Annotated in this window: 18 protein-coding genes; 8 read left to right on the forward strand and 10 right to left on the reverse strand. The window is 46.1% G+C overall.

Annotated elements, in window-relative coordinates:
• The first annotated feature begins 42 nt into the window (after positions 1–42).
• On the forward strand, positions 43–903 hold the full coding sequence (locus tag NYE35_RS30585; protein WP_143758638.1) for a hypothetical protein: 861 nt from the start codon (positions 43–45) through the stop codon (positions 901–903).
• A 263-nt stretch (positions 904–1,166) separates the two neighbouring features.
• Complete coding sequence (locus NYE35_RS30590) at positions 1,167–1,739, forward strand: DUF4352 domain-containing protein (RefSeq protein ID WP_052097390.1); 573 nt, start codon at positions 1,167–1,169, stop codon at positions 1,737–1,739.
• 271 nt (positions 1,740–2,010) lie between these two features.
• Here NYE35_RS30590 and NYE35_RS30595 read toward each other — a convergent pair whose 3' ends face one another.
• The 7 genes from NYE35_RS30595 to NYE35_RS30625 form a co-directional block, all read right to left on the reverse strand.
• On the reverse strand, positions 2,011–3,375 hold the full coding sequence (locus NYE35_RS30595) for an MATE family efflux transporter (protein ID WP_076222408.1): 1,365 nt from the start codon (positions 3,373–3,375) through the stop codon (positions 2,011–2,013).
• Between the two features lie 75 nt (positions 3,376–3,450).
• A complete protein-coding gene (locus NYE35_RS30600) occupies positions 3,451–4,110 on the reverse strand; it encodes a dihydrofolate reductase family protein (RefSeq protein ID WP_076222409.1) in 660 nt (219 codons plus the stop codon).
• A 20-nt stretch (positions 4,111–4,130) separates the two neighbouring features.
• Positions 4,131–5,267: a sugar ABC transporter substrate-binding protein gene (locus NYE35_RS30605; protein ID WP_076222410.1), complete on the reverse strand. Its 1,137-nt coding sequence runs from the start codon at positions 5,265–5,267 to the stop codon at positions 4,131–4,133.
• A 15-nt stretch (positions 5,268–5,282) separates the two neighbouring features.
• Positions 5,283–7,223, reverse strand: coding sequence for an alpha-amylase (locus NYE35_RS30610; RefSeq protein ID WP_341122389.1), 1,941 nt, complete (start codon positions 7,221–7,223; stop codon positions 5,283–5,285).
• Positions 7,224–7,259: 36 nt separating this feature from the next.
• Entirely contained in the window at positions 7,260–8,306 is a 1,047-nt protein-coding gene (locus NYE35_RS30615; protein WP_232061488.1) for a zinc-dependent alcohol dehydrogenase, read from the reverse strand.
• A gap of 263 nt (positions 8,307–8,569) precedes the next feature.
• Positions 8,570–9,952, reverse strand: a complete 1,383-nt coding sequence (locus NYE35_RS30620) for an SMI1/KNR4 family protein (protein WP_341122391.1) — start codon at positions 9,950–9,952, stop codon at positions 8,570–8,572.
• Positions 9,953–10,074: 122 nt separating this feature from the next.
• Positions 10,075–10,818 carry a glycoside hydrolase family 16 protein gene (locus NYE35_RS30625; RefSeq protein ID WP_051491236.1) on the reverse strand — a complete coding sequence of 248 codons (744 nt, stop codon included), beginning with the start codon at positions 10,816–10,818 and terminating at the stop codon, positions 10,075–10,077.
• 148 nt (positions 10,819–10,966) lie between these two features.
• Between NYE35_RS30625 and NYE35_RS30630 the strand changes: the two genes are divergently transcribed.
• The 6 genes from NYE35_RS30630 (at position 10,967) to NYE35_RS30655 (ending at position 20,839) form a co-directional block, all read left to right on the forward strand.
• A complete protein-coding gene (locus NYE35_RS30630; protein ID WP_036682380.1) occupies positions 10,967–11,887 on the forward strand; it encodes an ABC transporter permease in 921 nt (306 codons plus the stop codon).
• An 18-nt stretch (positions 11,888–11,905) separates the two neighbouring features.
• Positions 11,906–12,790 carry a carbohydrate ABC transporter permease gene (locus NYE35_RS30635; RefSeq protein ID WP_038573901.1) on the forward strand — a complete coding sequence of 295 codons (885 nt, stop codon included), beginning with the start codon at positions 11,906–11,908 and terminating at the stop codon, positions 12,788–12,790.
• Positions 12,791–12,798: 8 nt separating this feature from the next.
• Positions 12,799–14,520, forward strand: coding sequence for an extracellular solute-binding protein (locus NYE35_RS30640; protein WP_143758639.1), 1,722 nt, complete (start codon positions 12,799–12,801; stop codon positions 14,518–14,520).
• A gap of 147 nt (positions 14,521–14,667) precedes the next feature.
• The gene (locus NYE35_RS30645; protein WP_341122393.1) at positions 14,668–16,506 is read left to right on the forward strand and encodes a sensor histidine kinase; all 1,839 of its coding nucleotides are present in this window, start codon (positions 14,668–14,670) and stop codon (positions 16,504–16,506) included.
• Positions 16,507–16,509: 3 nt separating this feature from the next.
• Positions 16,510–18,081: a response regulator transcription factor gene (locus NYE35_RS30650; protein ID WP_076132881.1), complete on the forward strand. Its 1,572-nt coding sequence runs from the start codon at positions 16,510–16,512 to the stop codon at positions 18,079–18,081.
• A gap of 136 nt (positions 18,082–18,217) precedes the next feature.
• Positions 18,218–20,839: a family 16 glycosylhydrolase gene (locus tag NYE35_RS30655; protein WP_076099765.1), complete on the forward strand. Its 2,622-nt coding sequence runs from the start codon at positions 18,218–18,220 to the stop codon at positions 20,837–20,839.
• A 187-nt stretch (positions 20,840–21,026) separates the two neighbouring features.
• Here the strand turns inward: NYE35_RS30655 and NYE35_RS30660 are convergent, their stop codons facing one another.
• The 3 genes from NYE35_RS30660 to NYE35_RS30670 form a co-directional block, all read right to left on the reverse strand.
• A complete protein-coding gene (locus NYE35_RS30660; RefSeq protein WP_038573907.1) occupies positions 21,027–21,407 on the reverse strand; it encodes a FlxA-like family protein in 381 nt (126 codons plus the stop codon).
• Between the two features lie 202 nt (positions 21,408–21,609).
• Positions 21,610–22,320, reverse strand: a complete 711-nt coding sequence (locus NYE35_RS30665; protein WP_038573909.1) for an ABC transporter permease — start codon at positions 22,318–22,320, stop codon at positions 21,610–21,612.
• Entirely contained in the window at positions 22,317–23,162 is an 846-nt protein-coding gene (locus tag NYE35_RS30670; protein WP_038573911.1) for an ABC transporter ATP-binding protein, read from the reverse strand. The genes NYE35_RS30665 and NYE35_RS30670 overlap by 4 nt, the downstream gene beginning before the upstream one ends.
• Positions 23,163–23,177 lie beyond the last annotated feature (15 nt).

Here is a 23,177-nt window from a genome sequence, read left to right on the forward strand (position 1 = left end):
TAGATTTATGAAACCATTAAAACTTCAAAAAATAGTTAATATATGGTAAATTTAAACTACGATAGAACCTGGAGATGGGGAATTCATGGCTTCAGCAAATATTTTTTAGGAGGGCTTCCCATTAAGAAAATGCTGTTGTTAACCATAGCTTTATTTTTATTATTTCTGACTTTTCCCTTGCCTGCATGGGCTCAGGCCGTAGCTGAAGATGTTATTTCTTTTGCGAATAAAGAAGGATTAACATTGATTAGAGAAGGGCTTTCTAAAGACCCTAAAGGATACGGTTACAACAATGAAGCAGAGATTAGTAAAATTACCGTAGGCGAAGGAATGCAAATTCATTTTATTGATGGCGCTAAGCTTAGGCAAGCTTCCAATAGTCTGATTGAAACGGTCACACCCCAAGAGATCTGGGAGTTTCTTATTTTATCGGGCGGGATACCCAAATCTAAATTGATCATTCAAAAGGATTCAAACGGGTCCTATCAAGTTACTGAGTTTGGAGGGAATCCTGATACTCTGGCCTATGTTATTGAATCTCTACAGGCTGAGGGTGAAGGGAGTGAGCCCATACTAATCCGTGAGCGCGACGAATATATAGCTGCCTTCAAGAAAGACAATCAGGAATTCATCATTGTTCCACAACAAGCCTCATCGGCAGAAGCTAAAGGACTAACCACTAATATAGAGCCTCAAACCCCAGAACATTTAATAGACGTGTTGCAGACGATGCAGAACGACTTTTCCGATGACGAGCAGGATGGTTGGGAAACCATTGCTTCCGCGTATTACGCGGACTATAATAATCACCTAACAAGGTCTATCACCATTAGCGCCATTATTGCTCTAGCAGCAGTATTTGTGATCTGGGCCTATCTCAGAAGACGTAAGCAACCTAAGTAAATGTAAAAAGAAATAGGCCGCTCTCCTTCATGGAGTGCGGCCTATCTTTCTCTCATCTACGGCTCCCGAGAAATATTCAAACACTGCACTAATACTATTAAAAACTTACCAAGAAACTACTCAAAGGCATATCGGTTTACTCAACTTTCCTTATAAACAATTTTTTTCAAAAAAAGCATAATCCTTATAAAGAATTTTCTGGAATTTCCGATATATTTATAGTACACATAATGGTTCAAATTACCTAATTGGGAGGGTTTTATTTGAAAAAGATTTTTAAAATCGGGTGTCTGGGATTCATCGCTTTAATTGTACTAATCATTGTCATTGGTATATTTGCTAAAGATAAGGATAGTTCAAACGACACAACTAGCAAATCTAATACCACCGCAAACTCTGTAGAAACAAAGGGCACCTCAAAAGAAGATGCGAAAAAACTAGCAAAAAAAGGAGAAGAATTACAAGTTGGCGATGTTGTTTTTAAAGTTAACAAGGTAACTACTACCAAGGAAATTAAAGATGGAAATTACTTATCCTACTCACCTAGTGCTGACGGAAGTATTTTCCTAGTAGTAAATGTAACTGTTAAAAATGCTGGTAAAAAAATGATTACCACAGACTCATCATACTTTCAGCTCCTAAAAGATGAAGTTACGTATAACCCATCAACGTTGATTACTACTTCCGGAGACTATTTTTTATATGAAGGAATCAATCCTGGATTGGCTCAAACAGGCAATGTAGTATTTGAAATCCCAGAAGATATGACTGGCTTTCTTTTGAATGTCCAAACTGGGTTCTGGGGAACCGAACAAGGACAGATTGAATTGAAATAATACTATATGGATCGTAAACCACCAATGTAAGTTGGTGGTTTTTTGCTACTTCTTCGACGTAAAAATTCTACTTTATGATCAAAATAACCGTCAACGAAGTAACTAGTGCTTTAAAACGTAGTGGTTAAGATACTTGGCAGTTAACAACTGGATATTTAAAAAACAATGCAAAAGGCACTACCTTGAGGCAGTACCTTTTGCATTGTTAAGTGAAGAGATATCTAATTTAGGGGGAGATTAATCCTCCGCATCGATTCAATCAGGTCGTATGTTACATAGCTTTTTCAGCCAGATCGCTAACTAAATTTCTCATCCACTTACGGGAGTAAATCCGGGCGTAGCCGATGCCAAAGCGGACAACCTCCTCCAGCGAGATGACGAGATACACAAGGTAGACAGGTTGCTTCCAAATGTATGACAGCAACAGCCCGGATGGGACTCCTATCAGCCACGTTGCGGTAGACTCCATGCCGAATACGAACTTGCTGTCTCCTCCGCTGTTTAGTATACCGCCGGCTATAATCATATTGGATACTTTGACCCAAAGAAATCCAGCAAACACGATAACGATATACATGCTCATTTGTTTAGCGTCCTCGGAGATATTGAACGCAGAGACATACAGCTTCGAGCCTGCCGCAATGATAACCCCGACGATCAGAGAGATAATGATGCCTAGACGAATGAACCTTTTCGCATGATCGAGTGCGATATCAGATTCATTCGCACCCAAACGGTTGCCAACCATTACCCCTGCTGCACTAGCCAGACCCGATAATAGGCCAATGCAAAGACCCTGAAGTGGGAAGGTAATGGTCATCGCAGTCATTTCCATCGTCCCCATACGGCTATAAATAATCGCATATGCTGTTTCGCCCAATACCCAGATTAATTCAGTCAGTAGCAGCGGATAGGTCGTTCCAAAAAACTTGCGAATGAGCGGTTTAGGAACAATGAATAAGTTCTTTAACCCGACAGCTCCCGGTAAACGATACCGGTACACGGCACCAATGATCAACAAGCATTCGAAGACCCTAGAGATAAGAGTAGCAATGGCAGCGCCCTTCAGACCAAGCGCAGGAGCACCGAAATGACCGTAAATAAGTACGTAATTCAGTATAATATTCAAGCCAACTGCAATTAGACTTACATACATCGGCCATTTGGCATGGCCAGTACTGCGTAAAATCGCGGAATACATCATCGTGAGCATGACAGGCACAAAACCGATCGACATTATCTGGAGAAAGATATAACCCTCTTCTATTACATTCATGTCTGTAGTGAATAGGCTCAGAAAGAGCGGCGAATCGATAAAGACAGCCGCAGAGAACAGGAACGAGAACGCAAAGCCAGTGATCAGTCCGAGACCCAGTACTTGAGAGACGCTTTTGGAATCTTTATTTCCCCAAAACTGGGCTGCATATATGGATACACCCGTCGATAAACCGGCCAAGACAACCGCGATGATCCCGTATATTTTGGTCGACATCCCCACCGAGGCAATTGCCACATCTCCCAGCTGCCCAACCATCAATTGATCCGTCAAATTAAGCAATGCCATCAGCAAGCTTTGAAGCGTAACGGGCACAGCGATTTTATACACACTTTTGTAGAAATCTTCTTTCTCTGACATGTATCGTTCACAACCCCCATATTCTCGATTTTTCCAGAACTTATAGCCATTCGCAGTCTATGACTTAGTTTGAGGTTAGATCACCTTTTTGTAGCGCATGAGCGTGTAGTTATCTTTTGGTTGAATTTCTACAACCTTGAACTTTTTCGCAAAGTTCAATTGCTGATACCCGTCTCCATCCACTAAAGTAATGTTTGTGGAGCCGCCTACGATGATTGGAAGCTGCATTAGAATAATCTCATCGACGATATCCTGATTGAAAATATGCCAGTTTAAGAATCCGCCGCCTTCGACCATCAGACTGGTAATCCCATAGTTCTCCTCCAACTGACGTTCAAGCTCCACAAAATCTACTTTATCCTCGCCGCAGATAAGGCACTCCTTTCCTCTTTGCCGGATCTGTTTGATTTTTTCTTCATCCCGTCCTTTCTCGGTCGTGACAATAATCGTCTTCCCTTGGTCCGAGAGTACATTGCAATCTAGCGGAATATCCAAGGTAGTTGTCGGAATGATACGAATTGGATTTTTATTTTCCTCATACCGATTAGTAAGGAAGGGATTGTCCGTCAAAATTGTATTTTTGCCGACCATAATTCCCTGCACCTTCCCCCGGAATAGATGAATAAATTCCATATCCTCACTGGAAAATAAAGAAAAAAGCTCTTTACTCGAATTACCAGCGCCCATAGTGAGCTTTCCATCAATAGAAATTTGGCTGAATATCGTTGTTTTCATTTGGCTCTCCCCATCTCTAATTAGCTTTTAAATGCGCCCCAAGAGGCTTGAATAGTCTGTTCTATTTTGTTCAATGCTTGTTCAGGATTGCTCAAGGGCAGCTCGATAAGACCCGCATTTAACGCCTCCCATACATGGATCATGAAGGGATAAGTCGGCATCGGCCGTGAGTGATCCAAAAGCGATAAAATCATCTTTTTGTTAGGCGCAGCAGAGGCAGCTAGATGGTTCAGCACCTCTTCCTGAGCCGGAATCCGCTGTACACCCAGCGTCCACATAGTTTGGCATTCGTCACTCAGCATAAAGCGCGTGAATGATAAAATATCTTCCCGCTCCTCGGACGTTAATGAATGATTAGGGTAGATCAGGCCAATAGAAGAAGACATGGATAATGATTGCCGCCCTTCGATGCTCGGAAGCTGGCAAACCGCAAGCCTATTGTTCATATGTTTATCTAGATGGTTATAAATCCACTCGCCACAAATAATGGCGCCGATCTTACCGTCAATGAACTGCTCAAGCAGTCCTGTGGAGCCGTCGAGACTGACGAGCACGCCTTGATCCATCTTGTCGCGAATAAACTGAAGCGCCTGCTTCATTTCAGAGGTGACGATATTCGGCTTTCCATTCTGTACAGGCCAACCGCCGAAAGCTGTAAGGAACGGAATAAACCAATAGCCTTGCTGTAAGTCTGCTCCAATCGGTATGATACCTTGGGCGGATAACTTTTCTGCTGCCTCTTCGAACACGTCCCATGTCGTCGGCGCACTAGAGTAAATCAACGGGTTGTAATACACAACCAGATGATTACCCCGCAATACAGGGATACCATACTGAACACCATTCATTTGCATCGTTGAAAGGGCTCCCTCAGTCAGCGTATCGTCAAATAGCCCGCCCGGTACTTCGGAGTAAAGACCGTTCTCCACATAGGAGGACATGTCAGCAGGAACCATCGCCAGATGCGGACCTTGCTGGGTGTCCTTAATTTGGTTCAGGCGCGCAGTCAGCTCCGTAATATTCATCACTTGTGGTGTAATTTGTACGCCGAAGCGCTCTGTATACAGCTTACAAATTCCCTCCAGCACCTCAATCGAGGTATCTCCCGGACCATCAAACTCATGCCATACCACGACTTCCTTATTGTTCTTTTCCATTGCAGCCTCTCTCCCTTACCTAAATTGTCTATGATTGTTTACGAGCACTAAAGCCTGATTAGGCGCAAGCAGCAAGCAATCGAACGCCTGACCTACGCTGCTACCCGTTAAGGAACTATCCAGTGTTACCGTCATTGGGCATCGGCCAGGTACGGCAACCTTCAAATCAACTTGGCAGAAAGCATCAGCACTCAAGTTAAAGCAGCACAGCAGCGTTTCATCCCCTTGCATATACCCGTACAGAACAATACCTTCCGGGGATTGAGCCACGAAAAAGTTTTCCGGCTTCACTAGGTGGCGCCAATCTTTCTTGAGTTCACTTAGCTCCGCCAACAGCGGCAGCATCGGTGTAGGATTGGTCCAATTAATTTGCATAACGTTAAAAAAAGCTCGGGAAATCTCCTCTCCGTTCGTGTTGTCTCCAAGACCACAGTTGAGCGGCTGCTCCTCATTCATTTCATAACCCGTCGTCACGTATGGAATTGCGTTCGGAAGAAATTGATTAAATACCGCGATCATCCGAGCAACCTCTACACCGCCACGGCTGGTGATCCGAGGAGTATCTGCTGTTTCTGCACAGGCAAATACATGAATATTCAACTCAGGCAGCTCTTCTAAGAATGAAATGAGATTCTCTTTAGTAATTTGTGACATGACGTTCCATCCACTGCCAAGCATAATGTTATAGCCGGTGTTTGCTGCCTTCTTGTGGTTGCGATTAAACAAATCTTCGCTGATTAAGATCGCATTTGGATTCATCTCTTTAATCGTTTCAAAAATACGAGTCAACAACGGAATAGGAAGCACGTGTCCGATGTCGATACGGAAGCCGTCAATCCCATATTTTTCGAGATTAACCCGTACTGCCTCCTCCAGAACATCCCACAGCTCCAGATTCGGCTCCTCTCCCGGGTAGTCATTGCATTTAATCGTATCAAAAAGGACATATGGCGCCTGATCCGGACTTATAAGATGTCTCACTTGCGGAGAGAAATCCTGGTAGAGGCGTAAGAACGTAATGTCTGTCCAAATCGGCTGCACATCATTTATCCAATCCGAATGCGCTGGAGCAGTCGTTATCCCCATCTCTTGCTCTACCAAAGTTAATAGCTCATCTCCTGTTTTAGCAGCTCTCTCTTTCAAGTGCTGCCAAAGGATTGGATGGAGTTCATTGGGCGGTGGCGTGAACTTCCGCAGAAATACTGCTGTCTCCTGGCTGCGGTAGACCGTCTCCAATTTGTCCGGCGTACACTCCTCAAAAAATCCAAGCTGGGGAATCGCGGGCGGCGCAAAGCCTTCTAATTCATCCATTTTGATCCAATACACCCATTCAGGATGCTCGGTAATGAACGCACTGTTTTTCGCCGTCACACGGGGAATGAAGTCAACAACAGTCTTAATATCAAGTAAATGACAAGCCTCTACCAAAGCGCTGAGCTCATCGTGGATCGTAAACTCCTCCATATCATCCAATAGGCTATCATGCAGGTTCTCGTCCAAATGGAATAACGATTGCACCGCGTAAGGGGACCCCATATCCCCCTTCAGATTCAATTTGCTATACTGGTTAACTGGAAGCATGTACAGAATATTGATGCCCATTTTCTTTAGCAGCGGCAGAAGCATAAAGAATCTTAAAAAAGTACCCGATTCAATTTTTCCGTCATGGTTGTAATCCCAAGCGGTCGAATAGCGAATAAGCGAAGAATAGATCGCGCTATCGTCCAGATTTGTACGTTCCTTAAGCAGATATCTCCACGAAAGCCTGTCCACATAATTCAAATGATCTGTCAAAAAATCATACGGGTGTACACAAATTTCACCCTCTTTTTCTAAGAGAACACGCTCATATTGGCACTCATTCCACACTGCGGGTATCCAAATTGGCTCTACGTCTTTGGCCTTGTGTGCAGACAAGTAGTCTTGAATTAATCTGAATTTGCTGTCGTTGCTCATTAACAGTGCCACCTCTCATTGAATGTAGTTTTACGTTTAGGGAACAAAAACCGTCTTAACGGTTTCACTTCCAACCACCTTCAAAGAGTTCAATTCATAGCCGATCAACTCGTCTATCGCTGCTTCATGCTCACTGAGCTTAACTTTTCTAGTCACTAGTTTCTCCATTTCAGGAGTTTCAGCGGCAAACCGCAAAGCTTCCTCGAACATGTAGCGGTATTCACCTGCTGCTATAATTTTTATTGCATGCTGCACGAATTTAGTAGGGGAAAAGGTGTAGCGATACTTCGCATTAATACCAAAAGGAACGATGCGGCCTCCACGTTCAATCCACTTTTCCGCCATTTCGAGTTGAGTGCCCACCGTATCGATAATCACATCAAACTTATGTCCCGCACAGATTTTGTCTACGATAGCTTGATTTAATTGGGCAGGGGTTAAAGCAAAATCTGAGATCTCTCTGGCAAAAGCTAGCCGATAGGGATTAACTTCAGTCGCTACCGTGAGCGCAGATTTCGACTTGCTCACAATTTGGCTTAACAGTCCCATTGGACCCGATCCAAGAATGAGCACCTTGTCGTCTGCTGTGACATTGGCTTCTTTGAAATTGTGCAGTACACAGGCAAGCGGCTCAATCAAAACCCCCGTCTCCCAGCTCATATGATCGGGAAGACGGTGTGCAAACGTTTGTGCAGTGGAGTAAAAAAAAGTGAATGTCCCATTTCGATTCAAACCCGCAATAGGCATCCCATTTCCATCGATGCCCGTACAGAGGTGCGGCTGTTTCTTCAAGCAAAAATAGCATTCATCACAGCTTTGATTCGGATCGATAACTACGCGGTCGCCTACCTTAACACGATCAACGTTGCTGCCGATTTGAATTACAGTCCCTACTGCCTCATGACCACGAATGACCCCTGGAACCCCCTCCTCTTTCCCGGTGATGACTGCTAAATCTGTTCCACATACACCTGTCATCTCAATCCGGATCTTGACTTCATCCGGTGCTGCAATCTGCGGCTCTTCCCATTCGCAGAGCTCCAGCTTATGATTGGATGTCCACACCAATGCTTCCATACTCATTCCCCTTTCTCTTTTTTGTTATCCATATTCGCCCAGAATATATCATAACTACCATGTAAAAGTAAGGTGAATGTTGTCGAAAAATGTTAATAATTACATTTTTATATAAACACTTCACGAGTAAGCGCTTTAATTTTTTTGCTTATTATGCGGAGTGACTGTCTGAAACGGCAAGTTTAAGGGCCATCCTTTGTGGGATGACCCTTAAATACTATCGTGATCAATCGAGCTCCGCGAGGAAATAAATCCCGAATCAACGTCTCCTATTTTGCAGCTTCCGCTTCCAGCCGTGCAATGACCTCAGAGCGGGCTTGATCTGTGAAGCAAAGCACCTCGTTTTCCTGAACGATCAGTCCTTCCCGTATTCGGCCATCCAGCCAATCGCTGATCCAGCCGGGAGCATATCCGCCTTGGCCGAACTCGCCGCCAAAAGCAATCATTTCTTCATATACATCCAGATACTGTTGACAGCTTGTATTTGGATAAGAACTTGTGTATAGCCAGAACTGCACATCGTACATCAGAGTAGAAAGCTCATCCGCATGAAAGGAGAAGTGTCCCTTCTCTTCAACGATTCGGGTACAGACTTTACGGATCTTCTGCTCAAGCTGATCTACCTCAGACACATGGCTGCACAGCTTCGCAAGCAATGGTGAGAATTGGCCTACGGCTACTTTGCGCAAATCCTCCTCTTTATCTTCTTCAGAGGTGTCGTATTCCTCATCACTCACCAAGCCGCGTATAAACGTCTCGAAGTCTTGGGCCAGAAACGTAATCTCATAATTATCTTCCTGATCCACATGAATTACCTCGGGTTCGCCGCCCCTCCCGCAGTTCCGGTAATCCAGCATCACGACATCATGGCCTGCCGAAGGGCAATCACAAATTACCACGCCAATGTCAGGGTATCCCCACTGCTCAATCATAAACGGACTGCCGAGATCGCCGCAGAGTGAATAGCTTTTCTCACGTCCGATGCCCATAATGCCCGTAATCGCAATATGATCCTCAGCCCATGAGGTCGCATCCTCCGTGGGAAAACAAGTATTATAAGGCACTCCCCCATTGTGCTGCTTCATCAGACTGATATAAGAGGCAGGGAGCTTGTAACCCAGTTCTTCTTCTACAGAAGTAATCAGCTCATCCGTAGGCGGGGCAGAAACATATTCTTTTAGCGCATAATCGCTATCTTTCCAAAATTCGGAGAGGTCCATCCCTTCAAAAGGAGTTGCAGTCGTCCCCGAATCATTATGTTGCTCTCTGATTGCCTGTCTGGCTGCGGCGTGTTGTTCTTTGCGTAGCTTACGCTGGCTGAATTTCAGAAACATGGCCGTATTCTCATCATCCGGATCGAGGTCGTGGGCAATACCCAGCACTTTCACCGCTTCCTCATATCGATTCAAATAATAGTAGGAATATCCCACACGAAAATGCCACAGATAATCATTCTGCCCTTGTTCCGCAATCTTCGCGAAGTGTTCAAGGGCTTCTTCATAACATCCCACATTGTTATACGCTCTTGCCAGACTGCTGACTACCTCGTAATCTCTGTCCGCTGGAGGAATCTCCATCAGAGTGTCTACAATCTTCTGGTGTTCATCATCTTCATGCCACTGTGTCAGCTGTGCCACTAGTTCTTTGTCCATAGTCTACCTCCCCAAGCTTATAATTAAGTTACTAGAATATAGAGAAATATGGTTTTCCCTATTCTACCAGATGGGATGTAGGTATTGAAAATCGAAAAAGAGGGCATCTCCAAAATTTTTAATTATGGATACAGCCATATCCCTGAAACCGTCATCACCGCTGGCAGTGCAGTCTCGTCAACCGCTACATTGTCATACCAGCCGCCCACTGCAAGGTTCAGCACCAGATAAAATGACTCGTTAAAGGGCATAATGCCTGGCTCCAAGCAACGCTCGGCAAAGCAATGTCCGTCTACCAGCCATCGAATCGAACTGGCATTCCATTCCAGTGCATAATCATGGAATTCATTAATGGTTCCGCTTTCAAAATGGTGCGAGAACTCCTCAACGATTTGATGTTCCCAATTCTTTCCGTAGTGCAGTGTTCCGGATATTTGCTGAGGCAAGCGGCCTTTGGCTTCCATGATATCAATCTCGCCGGAAGCTGGCCAAGGCCCGTAAGCCTGTTCCTGCGGAAGCAACCAGATGGCAGGCCATACCCCTTGCCCTACCGGCAGTTTTGCACGCACAACCAACTTGCCATAACAAAAGGAAAAATGGTCCTTTGTATCCAAACGAGCCGAGGTATATGCAAAATTGCGCCCATCCTTTTCAATGGATTCGCTGCGCGCGCACAGGTTTAAGCCAAATTCATCGATATACAGATTGCTGGAATGATCCGTGTAATACTGCTGCTCTCCGTTGCCCCAACCTGGGTCTATGGGATTACCCTCATTATCTAACAAGTCGTTGCCAAGGCGGACATTCCATAGCTTTAAATCGGCATTTCTATCTAAGAAATTCTGTTCCCATATAGGTTTATTCATCCTTTGCACACTCCCTTCATTTAATCACAGCATACTTAATTTTTGCGGCTGGTCAAACAAATCTAAAAAAATGGGATAGGGTCGATAATCATGGGCTTTTTTTCCTATACGCTTTTTCATACGATGAAATAGAAAGGGGGCACGGAAAATGTTCCAATACAGAACGGAACAAATGAAAGCGCTTTTTAAGCAGTGGCAATTGCAAAGCATGGTTATCCCGGGAATCATCTGGATGTTTATCTTTTGTTATATCCCTATGTTCTGGCTCATTATTGCATTTATGGACTACAGCATCGCCAAACCCTTACTAGAATCACCGTTTGTCGGGCTGAAGCATTTTCAGGATTTTTTGACGGATGAGCGTTTTTGGCGTTCGATTCGCAATACTCTGGGAATGAGCAGCATCAAGCTGGTCTTGGGTTTTCCCATTCCTATCTTGTTCGCCTTGCTGCTGAATGAAATACGGAGTCTTCGATTTAAGCGAACGGTACAAACCATTTCGTACCTGCCGCACTTTATTGCCTGGACGATTTTTGGCGGCATTGCGCTCAATTGGCTGGGCGAGGGCGGTGTGATCAATCAGTTGATGATGGCGTTCGGGTTCCAGGAACGCGAAATCCTGTTTAACAGCGACCCTAAGTACTTTTGGTGGATCACCTTTTTCACCGATACGTTAAAAGAAACCGGCTGGAGCGCCATTATCTACATAGCGGCAATATCCGGCATTGATCCGGGGCTGTACGAAGCGGCTGAGCTGGATGGCGCAAATCGGCGGCAGCGGATGTGGCATATCACCATTCAGAGCATACGCCCCACCATCGCTATTTTGTTCATCCTCGCTGTCAGCGGGATACTCGGCAGTAACTTTGAGCAGATCTTTATGTTGAAGAACAATATGAACATGAGGATGGCGGAAAGCCTAGACTTGTATATCTACAACATGGGGTTGGTCTCCGGGCGCCATTCCTTCTCAACAGCCGTCCTGTTCGCCCGCTCTATTGTGGCGCTAGGTTTGTTGTTTTTGGCCAATCACACATCCAAAAAACTAACCGGCGACAGCATTTTTTAGAAGGGAGAGGACAGAGGTATGGAAAGACGCAAAAGATTTCGGCAAATTGGAGTATTTGAGGTCTGCAACACCCTGCTGATGCTGGCGGTTTGCTTTTTAACACTGTACCCGATGTGGTTTGTATTCATTAACTCGCTTAATGCTCCGCAGCAGGCATCCCTGGGCACCGTCAACTGGTTTCCCAAAGAATTATCGCTGGCCAGCTATAGCGTTGTGTTCAATGATAAGACTATGATGAACGGTTTTTACATTACCACTCTGCGCACAGTGATCGGGACAGCAACGCATGTGTTGTTTACCGCCATTATTGCTTACGGAATGAGCAAGTCTAATCTGATCGGACGCAAGCTGTATCTTAAAATCGCATTGGTTACGATGCTGTTCTCAGGCGGGCTGATCCCTACATTTATTCTGATGACGAAGCTGGGCTTATATGATAATTTTTGGATATTCATCATTCCCTCTATGTACACTTTTTTTAATATGGTCATTTTCATGAGCTTCTTCCGCACCATACCCGATAGCCTGGAGGAGTCTGCGAAGGTAGACGGTGCTTCAGACTATGGCGTCCTGTTCAGAATCGTATTGCCCAATAGCATGGCTGTCATTGCGACTATATCGCTTTTTTCAGCCGTTTATCATTGGAATGATTATTACCAGGGGGTCATCTACATCCGTTCGCAGGAATTACTGCCACTGCAGACCATGCTGTACAAAATCATTGCGGAGAACTCTATGTCCTTCATGCAGCAGCAAGCTATGGCGCAATTCGGCGCAAGACTTCCCGGCAACTCTATTAAATTTGCATCCATGATGGTGGCCACACTGCCTATTCTGATAGTCTATCCTTTCATTCAACGCTATCTGGTCAAAGGCGTGATGATTGGCGCCATTAAGGGATAAGAGTGTGAGTGTCTAGAAACTGGTATTCAAAAATTCAGAAGCAGCAAAGAAAGGATGATTATGTCATGAAACGTAATCTCATTAAGCCGGGGTTGACCCTCGTTCTGGCCGCAAGCCTGATGCTAGGCATAGCCGCGTGTTCCAATTCAGCGAATAGTGAAAATAAGCCGACACCACAGCCTACAGATAGTACACAGCCGCCCCCGAGTGAAGCAAAGCTCAATCCCGATGATCCGGCATGGAAGCTGGATACCAGCCCTGTTGATTTAACCTGGTTCGTAGGTGCTAACTGGTATGCCCACACTTGGGGAGACAGCTTGACCTCCAAGTACGTAACGGAAAAAACAGGCGTAAACATCAAGCTTGAAGTACCTTCCGGTGAAGCCAATGAACATATTACCCTGATGATGACCTCGGGCAAGCTGCCAGACTTGATATCAATGGGTTCGTGGGAAACCGCTGTCAAAAAGCTGTGGGAAGGCGATCATGTCTACGCCTTAAATGAATTAGCTGACAAGTATGACCCTTACTTCTTCAAGGTGGCCGGGGACGGTACACTGAAGTGGTATCGTCAAGAAAATGGCAATACCTATGGCGTTCCGAATGATTCATATAGCCCCAACCTGATGCATGAAACTGGCATGACGGCGGCTAACCAGACTTTCCTGGTGCGGAAAGATCTGTATGAGGAGATGGGCAGCCCGGACCTTAGCACTCCAGAGGGCTTTCTGAACGCACTGCAACTGGTAAAGGATAAGTACTCCCAATATAAAGGCCAGCCCATCAGTCCCTTTTTTGCACAAGGGAACGTCCCTTACGGGATGACCGAATATCTGCAGAACCTACTGGCCGTTCCGCATGAGAAAGACGGAAAAGTATACGACCGCATTACCGATCCCGATTATATTGCCTGGCTAAAAACCTTCCGTACGGCTTACGAGCGCGGGTTGATTAATGTGGATTTCCTGGTGGATTCCGATACTCAGGTAGAGGAAAAAACAAACAACGCCCGCTATTTCATGATGGTCCGCGAGTGGACCGGTATGTCGGCTGTCAATCCTATGCTGGCTGCTAGCGGCAACCCGGACTCTTACTACATCGCAGTCGATGGGCCAAAGAACAGCAAGGGCGATAACCCTAAGTTATTCCCTGGCAACATGGACGGCTGGATGGTGACGATGATTAGCAAATCAACCGAAAACCCTGAACGAGCCATCCGCTTTTTGACCTATCTGGCCAGCGAAGAAGGCCAACGAGATTTGTTCCTTGGCAAGGAAGGCGAAACATGGGAGATGGTAGATGGCAAGCCGCAACTGAAGCCTGAAATGGTAAAATTACTCGACACTGATATTGAGAAGCTGGAGAAAGAATACGGCATCATGGATACCTATTGGATGATGCGAAACCCTGTAATCGTCAACCAGTGGAGACCGGAGAAATCTCCTGTCATTAAGCAAATGGAAGACTTCGCCAATAAGCAGGCCGATATTGATAGCGGTATCTATAAGGGCTTAGATCCACAGGGCGATTCTGATGTGTCGGTAGCCTGGTCCCGTATTTCGCAAAATTGGGAGGAAGTACTCCCTGAGCTAATTACGGCCAAAAATGAGGCTGAATTTGATAAAATCTTCGACAATTTCCTTGACCGCCGCGAGAATTACAACTTTGGCAAGGTGATGGAATACCGCCAGGCTGAACTGGATGTGCGAAAATCCAAAATGGCAGAGTAATAATGCCCGTATTAAGATTGCTGCCGGCCACCGAAAGGGTGGCCGGTATTCCCTTTTTCGCTTCTTTAACCATTTAACAAAACAGCCTAGTTACCTACCGGGCAGTTTGTAATATATGGTATATTACAAGGGTAGGAGGCTACTTAAATGAAGTATCTGCTGACTAAAATGAGGAAGCTGTACCGTAATTCCCGAATCTCCCAAAAGTTGTTTCTGGCTTTTAGCATGATGATTGCCATCCCTGCGATTGTGGTATCCTTTTTATTTATCCGCACACAGGAAAGTCAGCTATACAAGGACGCTATGGCTACCGGCAGCAGCCATGTCTCACGAATTAACGAACAACTGCGCAGCAAAATGGGCATTATTGAGAACGCTTCCTCTACTGCGCTGAATCAAAAGGCATTTGTAGATTTTATTCACTCCAATATGCGCGGGGATGGCCTGCGTCTCGTAAAATTTAGACAAACTCAATTTGAGCAAATGCATAATATCATTCAAAGCTACGAGATGATCAGCGAGCTAAGTTTCTATGTCGATAATCCAAACCTATTTGAGATTTGGCCTGAAATCTACCATTATGACAAGTTCTGGCCGAAGGACTACTGGGTGACACTTCGGGAGGAAGGCGGTGCGGCATACCGCTTATTTGCTTTTAAAGATGGAGAGCATACGCTATCCTATTACCGGCTGGTACGCCTTCAGGGGCAACAGCAGAAACTCCCTACCATTATGGAAATCCGCGCCCAGCATAGCGTCTTTTTCAGTGACCTGCTTGAGGATAGCGGGGGGGATTTCTTTTCTGTAGTGATGGATGGAGCCGACTCTTCCCGATCTGTATACAATCCTGAGCATATCTTTTCACAAAATGCCGGTGAGGAATTGGATAACATTCTAGGTAGCATTCACCAGCGGCTGGATGTGCTGCAGCAGAGTAGCCCCATTAAGGTCAAGGTAGGCGACCATACTTACTACGCGTTGTATCGCTACATCGCCCCACTGAACGCCTATGTAGTGGATATTGCCTCTCATCAAGCGCTGATGAAAGGCCCACGAAGCTGGTATTTGCTCGTAGTAGCGATCACATTGTGTGTATTGCTGCTAATGTTACTGCTCGTTTCACATACCACTCGGCGCATTTTCCGCCGGCTCGACAGGGTGCTGGCTTCTATGCGCAAGGTGCGGCAAGGCCAACTGGATGCGAAAATTGATACCGGCCTGGATAAAAACGAAACCGGTGACGAAATCGACGAGGTGGCCGTCAGCTACAATAATATGTTGGACGAAATCAAACATTTGATGACCCAAGTGGTAGATAAGCAGCTGATTGCCAAAAATGCACAGCTGCACTCGCTGCATTCGCAGATCAATTCACACTTTTTATATAACGCGCTGGAATCCATCCGTATGCTCGCGGAGGTTCAGCGACAGCCCGCTATCGCCGAAGCGTTGGTGTCTTTAGGCTCACAACTGCGATACAGCATGCAATGGCGCAGCGATACGGTTGCGCTTAGCGAAGAACTTGCCAACATACACAGCTATGTCCGATTCATAAACTTTATGGAGGGTGGCAGCATTGAGTTGACGGCGGATCTCCCGCAGGAGGTACTGCGTTATACAATTCCTAAAATGTGCATGCAGCCCATCGTCGAAAATGCCGTTCATCATGCAGCGCCCTCGGGCGGCAGCGTACGTATCCATATTACCGTATCGGTAGAAAATGAAAGCCTTCTGCTAATTGAGATACGAGATGATGGCGCAGGTGTTGACCCGGAAATGCTGTCCAGTCTGCAGGCTGTGCTGCGGGGCGACTCAGATTCACCGATTGTTACCAGCAAAAACGGACTGGGCTTGGAGAACGTGCATAAGCGCATACAGCTTCATTATGGTAAGAACTGCGGTCTTTGGATTGACAGTGTGCAGGGTGCCTATACTTGTGTAACCATACGTTTGCCTTGGGAAAATGTGAATCTTGGAGGATGGTAGGGCATGATCAATATTCTAATTGTGGACGATCAAAAGCACATTCGTGATGGGCTGCAGGCGATGCTGCGTCAATTTCCGCTGCAGCTGGACAATATTTACTGTGCAGTAAACGGAATTGAGGCCTTAGATATATTGAGTCAGCACAACATCCAACTGGTGATTACTGATATCAGGATGCCCGATATGGATGGACTGACGCTGATGGCGAAGAGCAAACAGGAGCATATTGAGGTAGATTACCTGATTATTAGCGGCTATAGTGATTTTGCCTATGCTCAAAAAGCCATCGAACTTGGAGCAAAAGGCTACCTGCTCAAACCTGTGAAACGTGAAGATCTGCAAACCGCAGTAGAACATGTAGCAAATGAGATAAAAACACGGCAGGCGCTCTCGCGTAATATGGAGCATATCTCCCGCCGCGCCCGGGAGACAGACCGCAAAGAACTGAGTATGTTCATGCAGGGTGCAATGATTGATGAAGCGTGGGTTCTCCAGACCCAGCAACAGAATCCAGAGTTGTGGAGTAATTACCGCCTGTGTCTGCTGCGGGAGGAATTATGGATTAACCAACCGGGGGCCGACAGTAGCCACAGTATGGAATCCCTTGCCTACCGTGTGTATGGCAGACGAGGGTGTATATGCCTGCAACACCGCCCGTACCTGATTCTCGCGGTTGATGCAGCCGTAGATACGGGAGCCTTCCCGGCCGCCCTCAAAGCAGGACAGATAGATGCCATTACTGCCATGACCAGCCCGCAGCAAGGATTGAAGGAGTTGCCCCGCAGCTATACACAAGCGCTAGAGCTCTATCGCCACAGTTACCTGTTTCCAGAGAAGAGCTGCATCTTGCCAACACATATTGAGCGACTGGAGCAGCAGTGGGAGCTTCCCTATGAGGAGTTATATGCCCTGTTCCAGTTAATCGGCACCAAAAACAGCGGTACAATCACCCAAGGCATTTCTATGATATTTCACAAAGATACATTGCAACGTTATCACATCCAATACACACAGCAGCTATGCCGTGCCATTGTACAGATGCTGGAGGAATCTGTGCGTGTAATCCGCCCGTACATGGGGGAAGAAGCGCTGGACATCGAATGTTTACGTAATCTATTCGATTATCCGGGTATTCGCGATTATATTCAGGCGCTGCAACAACAGCTGCTTCGGCTGAACCAATTTTATTATGAATATAAGTGCAGCTATCGCAACTCGCAAGATTTGAATGAAGCCATACGCTTTATACACGAAAGCTATCATAAACCCCTGGATCTCGCGATGGTATCGAACCACGTGTCGCTTAATTATGCCTATTTTTCTAACCTGTTCAAAAAAAATATCGGCAAAGGCTTTGCAGAATACTTGCGCGATGTGCGCCTGGATAAAGCCCGGCGGCTGCTGGCCGAAACCGATCATAAAATTGTAGAGGTAGCCACCATGGTAGGGTATGAAAGCTACAAAAGTTTTACACGATCATTTCGGGATGTCATGGACATGCAGCCCACAGAATACCGGCAAATGATGCGCCGGAAGCACGACAGCGAGGAAAAGTTCCGTGACACAGCGCTATAAATAATCAAAAGCCAAAAAATTGGGTTATAACAAAAATAATTGTACCTTTTAGCTGATTATTATATTCGATAGAATAGAGATGACCCTAAATGTAAGCGGTTTCGTTTCTTCATTATTTTATTAAAGGAGGGCAAGTATGAAACGACTTTACAATACGGAAAGTGGTTTTAAGCAGAAGGTATTTAGTTTGTTCTTAGCAGTAGTACTGTTGGCTGGGGTTGGTCTATTGCCGACTTCTAAGGTGCAGGCAGCAGGAACCACAGTTACCTCTATGTCTTACTTTTCAGCGGCAGACGGTCCTGTCATCTCAAAATCAGGGGTTGGGCAAGCTAGCTATGGTTTCGTCATGCCCACATTCAATGGGGGCTCTGCCACCTGGAATGATGTTTCCGATGACGTCGGTGTAAAAGTAAAAGTTGCTGGAAACTGGGTGGATATTGACCATGCAGGCGGCTATACCTACAACCAAAACTGGGGACACTGGAGCGACGGTGGCTTGAATGGCTATTGGTTCACTCTCTCCGCAACAACGGAGATTCAGCTGTTCTCCAAGGCTAATGGAGTTACACTTGATTACACCCTGGTATTTCAAAACATAAACAAAACGACCATTACTGCTATGGCCCCTACACAAGGGCCGCAGATTTCAGCAGGATTTACAGGAAGTGCAGGCTTTACTTATCCTACCTTCAACAATGATCCGGCCGTTACCTATGAAGCCGTAGCTGAAGATCTGAAGGTATATGTAAAACCTGTAAGCAGCAGTACATGGATTGATATTGACAATAATGCAGCCAGCGGCTGGATCTATGATAACAACTTCGGACAATTCACCGAAGGCGGCGGTGGCTACTGGTTCACCGTAACAGAGTCTATCAACGTCAAGTTAGAATCGAAAACCTCAACGGCTAACGTCGTTTATACCCTCACCTTTAATAAACCTGTAAGAAATTCATATGTCTTAACTCCTTATGAGGGAACGACCTTTACCGCAGATGCAAAAGGTGTAATAGGTGTACCGCTACCTAAGATTGATGGGGGCGCTCCAATAGGCACTGAACTAGGAAATTACGTATACCAAATTAACATCAACGGACAATGGGTTGCTATGAGTGATTCCAGCCAGAGCGGATTTGTATACGCCGGCAATGGCTATAACAACATGTCCGATGCCAACCAGTGGGGATATTGGGCTGACTACATCTATGGGCTTTGGTTCCAGCCTGTCCAAGAGGATGTGCAAATCCGTATTGGCTATCCATTAAATGGACAGGCGGGCGGAAGTGTCGGCAACAATTACGTCAACTATACCTTTATTGGTAATCCAGATGCCCCACGTCCGGATGTATCCGATCATGATGACATTGCCATCGGAACACCAAACGACCCGGCGATAGAGGGCATGAATCTCATTTGGCAGGATGAATTTAACGGAACAGCACTCGATACGAGCAAATGGAGCTACGAACAAGGTTATTATATTACTGACGATCCGAATAGCTGGGGCTGGGGCAACGCGGAACTGCAGCACTATACAGACAGTACACAAAATGTATTTGTACAGGACGGAAAGCTGAATATCAGAGCTTTGAACGATTCAAAATCCTTTCCACAGGACCCAAGCCGGTATGCCCAGTACTCATCCGGCAAGATTAACACCAAAGATCAGCTGTCCTTCCAGTACGGCAGAGTAGATATTCGTGCTAAGCTGCCTACAGGTAACGGCGTTTGGCCAGCACTTTGGATGCTTCCGGAAGATGCCGCTTATGGAGCGTGGGCCGCATCCGGGGAAATTGATATTATGGAAGCCAAAGGACGCTTGCCCGGCACGACCAGCGGGGCCATACACTTTGGCGGACAATGGCCTGTAAACAGATATATTGCTGGTGAATATCACTTCCCTGAAGGTCAGACCTTCGCCAATGATTATCATGTGTACTCCATGATCTGGGAAGAAGATAATATGAAATGGTATGTGGACGGCAAGTTCTTCTTTAAAGTCAGTAGAGATCAATGGTATTCCGTAGCTGCACCTAACAATCCGAACGCCCCATTCGATCAACCCTTCTACATCATTATGAATCTGGCGATCGGCGGGCACTTCGACAGCGGTCATACCCCAGATCCGTCGGATATTCCTGCAACAATGCAAGTGGATTATGTTCGTGTCTATAAAGAAGGCAACAGCGAGAATCCGGTAAACGTGCCGGTTACCGGTATTTCTCTGAATCAAACCACTGCGCAGGTGGAGGTCGGACAGACTGTGCAGTTGAACGCCAATGTTGCCCCGTCTAATGCAACCAATAAGCAGGTCACTTGGACCGTATCAGGTACCAACGTCGCTTCCGTGAATCCGAACGGTCTCGTGACGGGACTCACTCCAGGCACAACAACCGTAACGGCTACAACAGCCGACGGTAATAAAACAGCCCTCTCCACCATCACTGTTGTACCGGCAGCATCATCCGGTGTTATCATCGTCGGCGATGAGGTGCGGGGCCTGAAGAAAATAGGTGACGACCTGCTGTTCTATGTGAACGGCGCAACCTTTGCCGACTTACACTATAAGTTGAATAACGGTGGGCAGCTAAACGTAGCCATGACCCCGGCAGGGAACGGTAGCTATACCTACCCTGTAAATCACCTGCAACACGGGGATACCATCGAGTACTCCTTCACCTATAATCCGGGACAAGGGGCCGTCGATTCCCCGACGCTCTCGTATATCCATGGGGTAACCCAAGGAACACCAGAATAAAATAGTTGAACCCTAAGCAACTGCATGAACACAAATAGGCGAGGAGGAAGTGTTGAAGCTTCCCTCTCGCCTATTTTGTTGTTTTTACCGTGCTGCGGGTCTTCTCGGGGGAAGCTCGGCTAGCTAGCCTCATGATTATGGAGTGTCAGTTTATCACCTGACGCTTTCCGCACCTTCGCTCGCTTGCCTAAATTAACGCGTCGAAATGACCCTCCGCGTCCACCGTCGCCGTCCGGGGATCAGTCAGGCCGATGCCCTTGAGGCCTCCCTTTCCTTCATTTCCCCAAAGGGGGAGGTGATCTTGAAGCGGAGAAGCAGGCACAAAATTTACGGAGGTACTGCTCCCGCTTTTCTGTACCAGTTGGGACTCCAGCAGCCGGATTTGCCGCTGCAGCTGCTCCCTGCGATAAGGAGTTTGCATCTCACTTCCTTGTGCCGCATTCACTTTATCCAGTTCCATCATCAGCCGGTTTCGCTGTTTCTCCAGAGAACTGACATCACTCTGTGTACCGCCGTAGGCCGCAATGGTCTGTACGGAGCTGATGCCTGATACTGTCTGTGCCGCCATGATCTTTCCCCCGTTTCCTTGGCTCCCAATCCAAAATCAGCCAAATTTGAAAGTTCTAATCATCTTTATTACCCGGCAGGCCCCGTCATGACAACATCACAGCCTCAATTGGAAAATAATCGTCGTATAGTCTCAGTCGGCCGCTTGTTTCAACCCTACCAAAGACCCACCGAAGGCTGGCTAAAGTCCCTTCAGAGCTCCCTTACTCGTCCTTCAACCGCCGCTGATATAAAATGACAGACACTACTGTTAGCACAACCGTCCATGCCAAATTAATGAGGAGTGGTTTCACTACATCGCCCGTCGTATAACCTGTATTGCTTAGACCCAGCAGATGCACAAGCTGACTGCTTGGCATGTAATCCAGCACTTTGAAGACCGGATAATCCTTCACTAGTACTTCTCCCCACGGTGCCCCCATAAATATGAACGCCACAGGGAGTATAGATAATGAGGATTCAAGCAACGTCTTGGAGAATAAACCGCAGATCGTCCCGGCTGCAGTGTACAGAATAATCGAAAGAATGATTACTGCCACAAATGCCCATATATTAGCTGGCTCATAGCCAAATAATAATGTAGAAATAGCGAGAACAACAGCAGACATGACAAAGACCAAACTGCTTTTACCGATTAGTACATCCATGGTCGTAGCCGGTGTCATCATTAATGACCGTAAAGTGTTACGTTCCTTCTCTTCCGCAATCAAGCAGGCTTGTGCGAAACATGTTAGCAATACAAACGAACTATTAAAAAGAAAACCGCTGGCTCCAGGTAAAGACGCACCTGCCCTCTTGAAAATCAGAGCGATAATAATAGGAAAAATCAGCATAATGGACAGCGCGTAGTTACGTGAAAACTCTTTGTAATCCTTCACAAATATCGCCCGGGCACGTTTGTATGAGATACTCATAGTAGCTCACTTCCTGTCATTTTAATAAAAATATCACCTAGACTTGGCTCTTTCGTTTCTAACCGGTCAATTAGCCCCCGCTTCATCCAATCCGCGATTTGGTCAGCCGCCCCCTCATCGATCGGGAGCTCGTAGGTTTCCCCATTGATTAAGTCCACACTAATTACGTTCTCCCGGTGCTGCCGTTTAAGTTCCTTCGGTGAACCGATGGTTTGGATTTGACCCTGATACAGAATCGCTACACGGTTGCATATCAATTCTGCTTCAGACATATCATGCGTAGTCAGAAAAATCGTAGTTCCTTTCTCATTTAAGTAGCGTAAGCCTTTATAGATATGTGCTGTGTTTACCGGATCTAGAGCCGAAGTTGGTTCATCCAGGAATAATAATTCCGGCTCATGGATAATCGCGCATGCCAGCATGACACGCTGACGCATCCCTTTGGATAAGAGGTTAGCTTTCTTTTTGCGCTCCCCGCTTAAGTTTACAAACTGCAGCACCTTGTCGACCGCAGATTTGGGAAGATCATATAACTTACGATACAACTCCAGATTTTCCTCAATACTTAACCTCTCATATAGACCACTGTTATCCGTCAAAATGCCAAAACGCATCTTCTGAGCAGACTGCTGCATCATCTCCGCCGGCTGGTCAAATACACTTGCCTGTCCACTTGTCGGATTTAACTGTGCCGTTAGAATCTTAATTAATGTTGTTTTGCCTGAGCCACTCGGGCCAAGGAAACCAAAAATTTCACCCTTAGGAATTGAAAAAGAAACATCTGCTAACGCATCCTTTTCTCCAAATCTCTTATGGATACGTTCTACCCGGATAACATTCATTAACTCCACATCCTT

This window comes from Paenibacillus sp. FSL L8-0494 (assembly GCF_038003695.1).
Taxonomy (GTDB): Bacteria; Bacillota; Bacilli; order Paenibacillales; family Paenibacillaceae; genus Paenibacillus_AQ; species Paenibacillus_AQ odorifer.

What these genes read in the sequence shown, in the direction of transcription:
- NYE35_RS30585 (WP_143758638.1), top strand. Translation starts at nt 43, where the DNA reads ATGGTAAATTTAAACTACGATAGAACCTGGAGATGGGGAATTCATGGC.
- NYE35_RS30595 (WP_076222408.1), bottom strand. Translation starts at nt 3,375, where the DNA reads ATGTCAGAGAAAGAAGATTTCTACAAAAGTGTGTATAAAATCGCTGTG.
- NYE35_RS30600 (WP_076222409.1), bottom strand. Translation starts at nt 4,110, where the DNA reads ATGAAAACAACGATATTCAGCCAAATTTCTATTGATGGAAAGCTCACT.
- NYE35_RS30605 (WP_076222410.1), bottom strand. Translation starts at nt 5,267, where the DNA reads ATGGAAAAGAACAATAAGGAAGTCGTGGTATGGCATGAGTTTGATGGT.
- NYE35_RS30610 (WP_341122389.1), bottom strand. Translation starts at nt 7,223, where the DNA reads ATGAGCAACGACAGCAAATTCAGATTAATTCAAGACTACTTGTCTGCA.
- NYE35_RS30615 (WP_232061488.1), bottom strand. Translation starts at nt 8,306, where the DNA reads ATGAGTATGGAAGCATTGGTGTGGACATCCAATCATAAGCTGGAGCTC.
- NYE35_RS30620 (WP_341122391.1), bottom strand. Translation starts at nt 9,952, where the DNA reads ATGGACAAAGAACTAGTGGCACAGCTGACACAGTGGCATGAAGATGAT.
- NYE35_RS30625 (WP_051491236.1), bottom strand. Translation starts at nt 10,818, where the DNA reads ATGAATAAACCTATATGGGAACAGAATTTCTTAGATAGAAATGCCGAT.
- NYE35_RS30630 (WP_036682380.1), top strand. Translation starts at nt 10,967, where the DNA reads ATGTTCCAATACAGAACGGAACAAATGAAAGCGCTTTTTAAGCAGTGG.
- NYE35_RS30635 (WP_038573901.1), top strand. Translation starts at nt 11,906, where the DNA reads ATGGAAAGACGCAAAAGATTTCGGCAAATTGGAGTATTTGAGGTCTGC.
- NYE35_RS30645 (WP_341122393.1), top strand. Translation starts at nt 14,668, where the DNA reads ATGAAGTATCTGCTGACTAAAATGAGGAAGCTGTACCGTAATTCCCGA.
- NYE35_RS30650 (WP_076132881.1), top strand. Translation starts at nt 16,510, where the DNA reads ATGATCAATATTCTAATTGTGGACGATCAAAAGCACATTCGTGATGGG.
- NYE35_RS30655 (WP_076099765.1), top strand. Translation starts at nt 18,218, where the DNA reads ATGAAACGACTTTACAATACGGAAAGTGGTTTTAAGCAGAAGGTATTT.
- NYE35_RS30660 (WP_038573907.1), bottom strand. Translation starts at nt 21,407, where the DNA reads ATGGCGGCACAGACAGTATCAGGCATCAGCTCCGTACAGACCATTGCG.
- NYE35_RS30665 (WP_038573909.1), bottom strand. Translation starts at nt 22,320, where the DNA reads ATGAGTATCTCATACAAACGTGCCCGGGCGATATTTGTGAAGGATTAC.
- NYE35_RS30670 (WP_038573911.1), bottom strand. Translation starts at nt 23,162, where the DNA reads ATGAATGTTATCCGGGTAGAACGTATCCATAAGAGATTTGGAGAAAAG.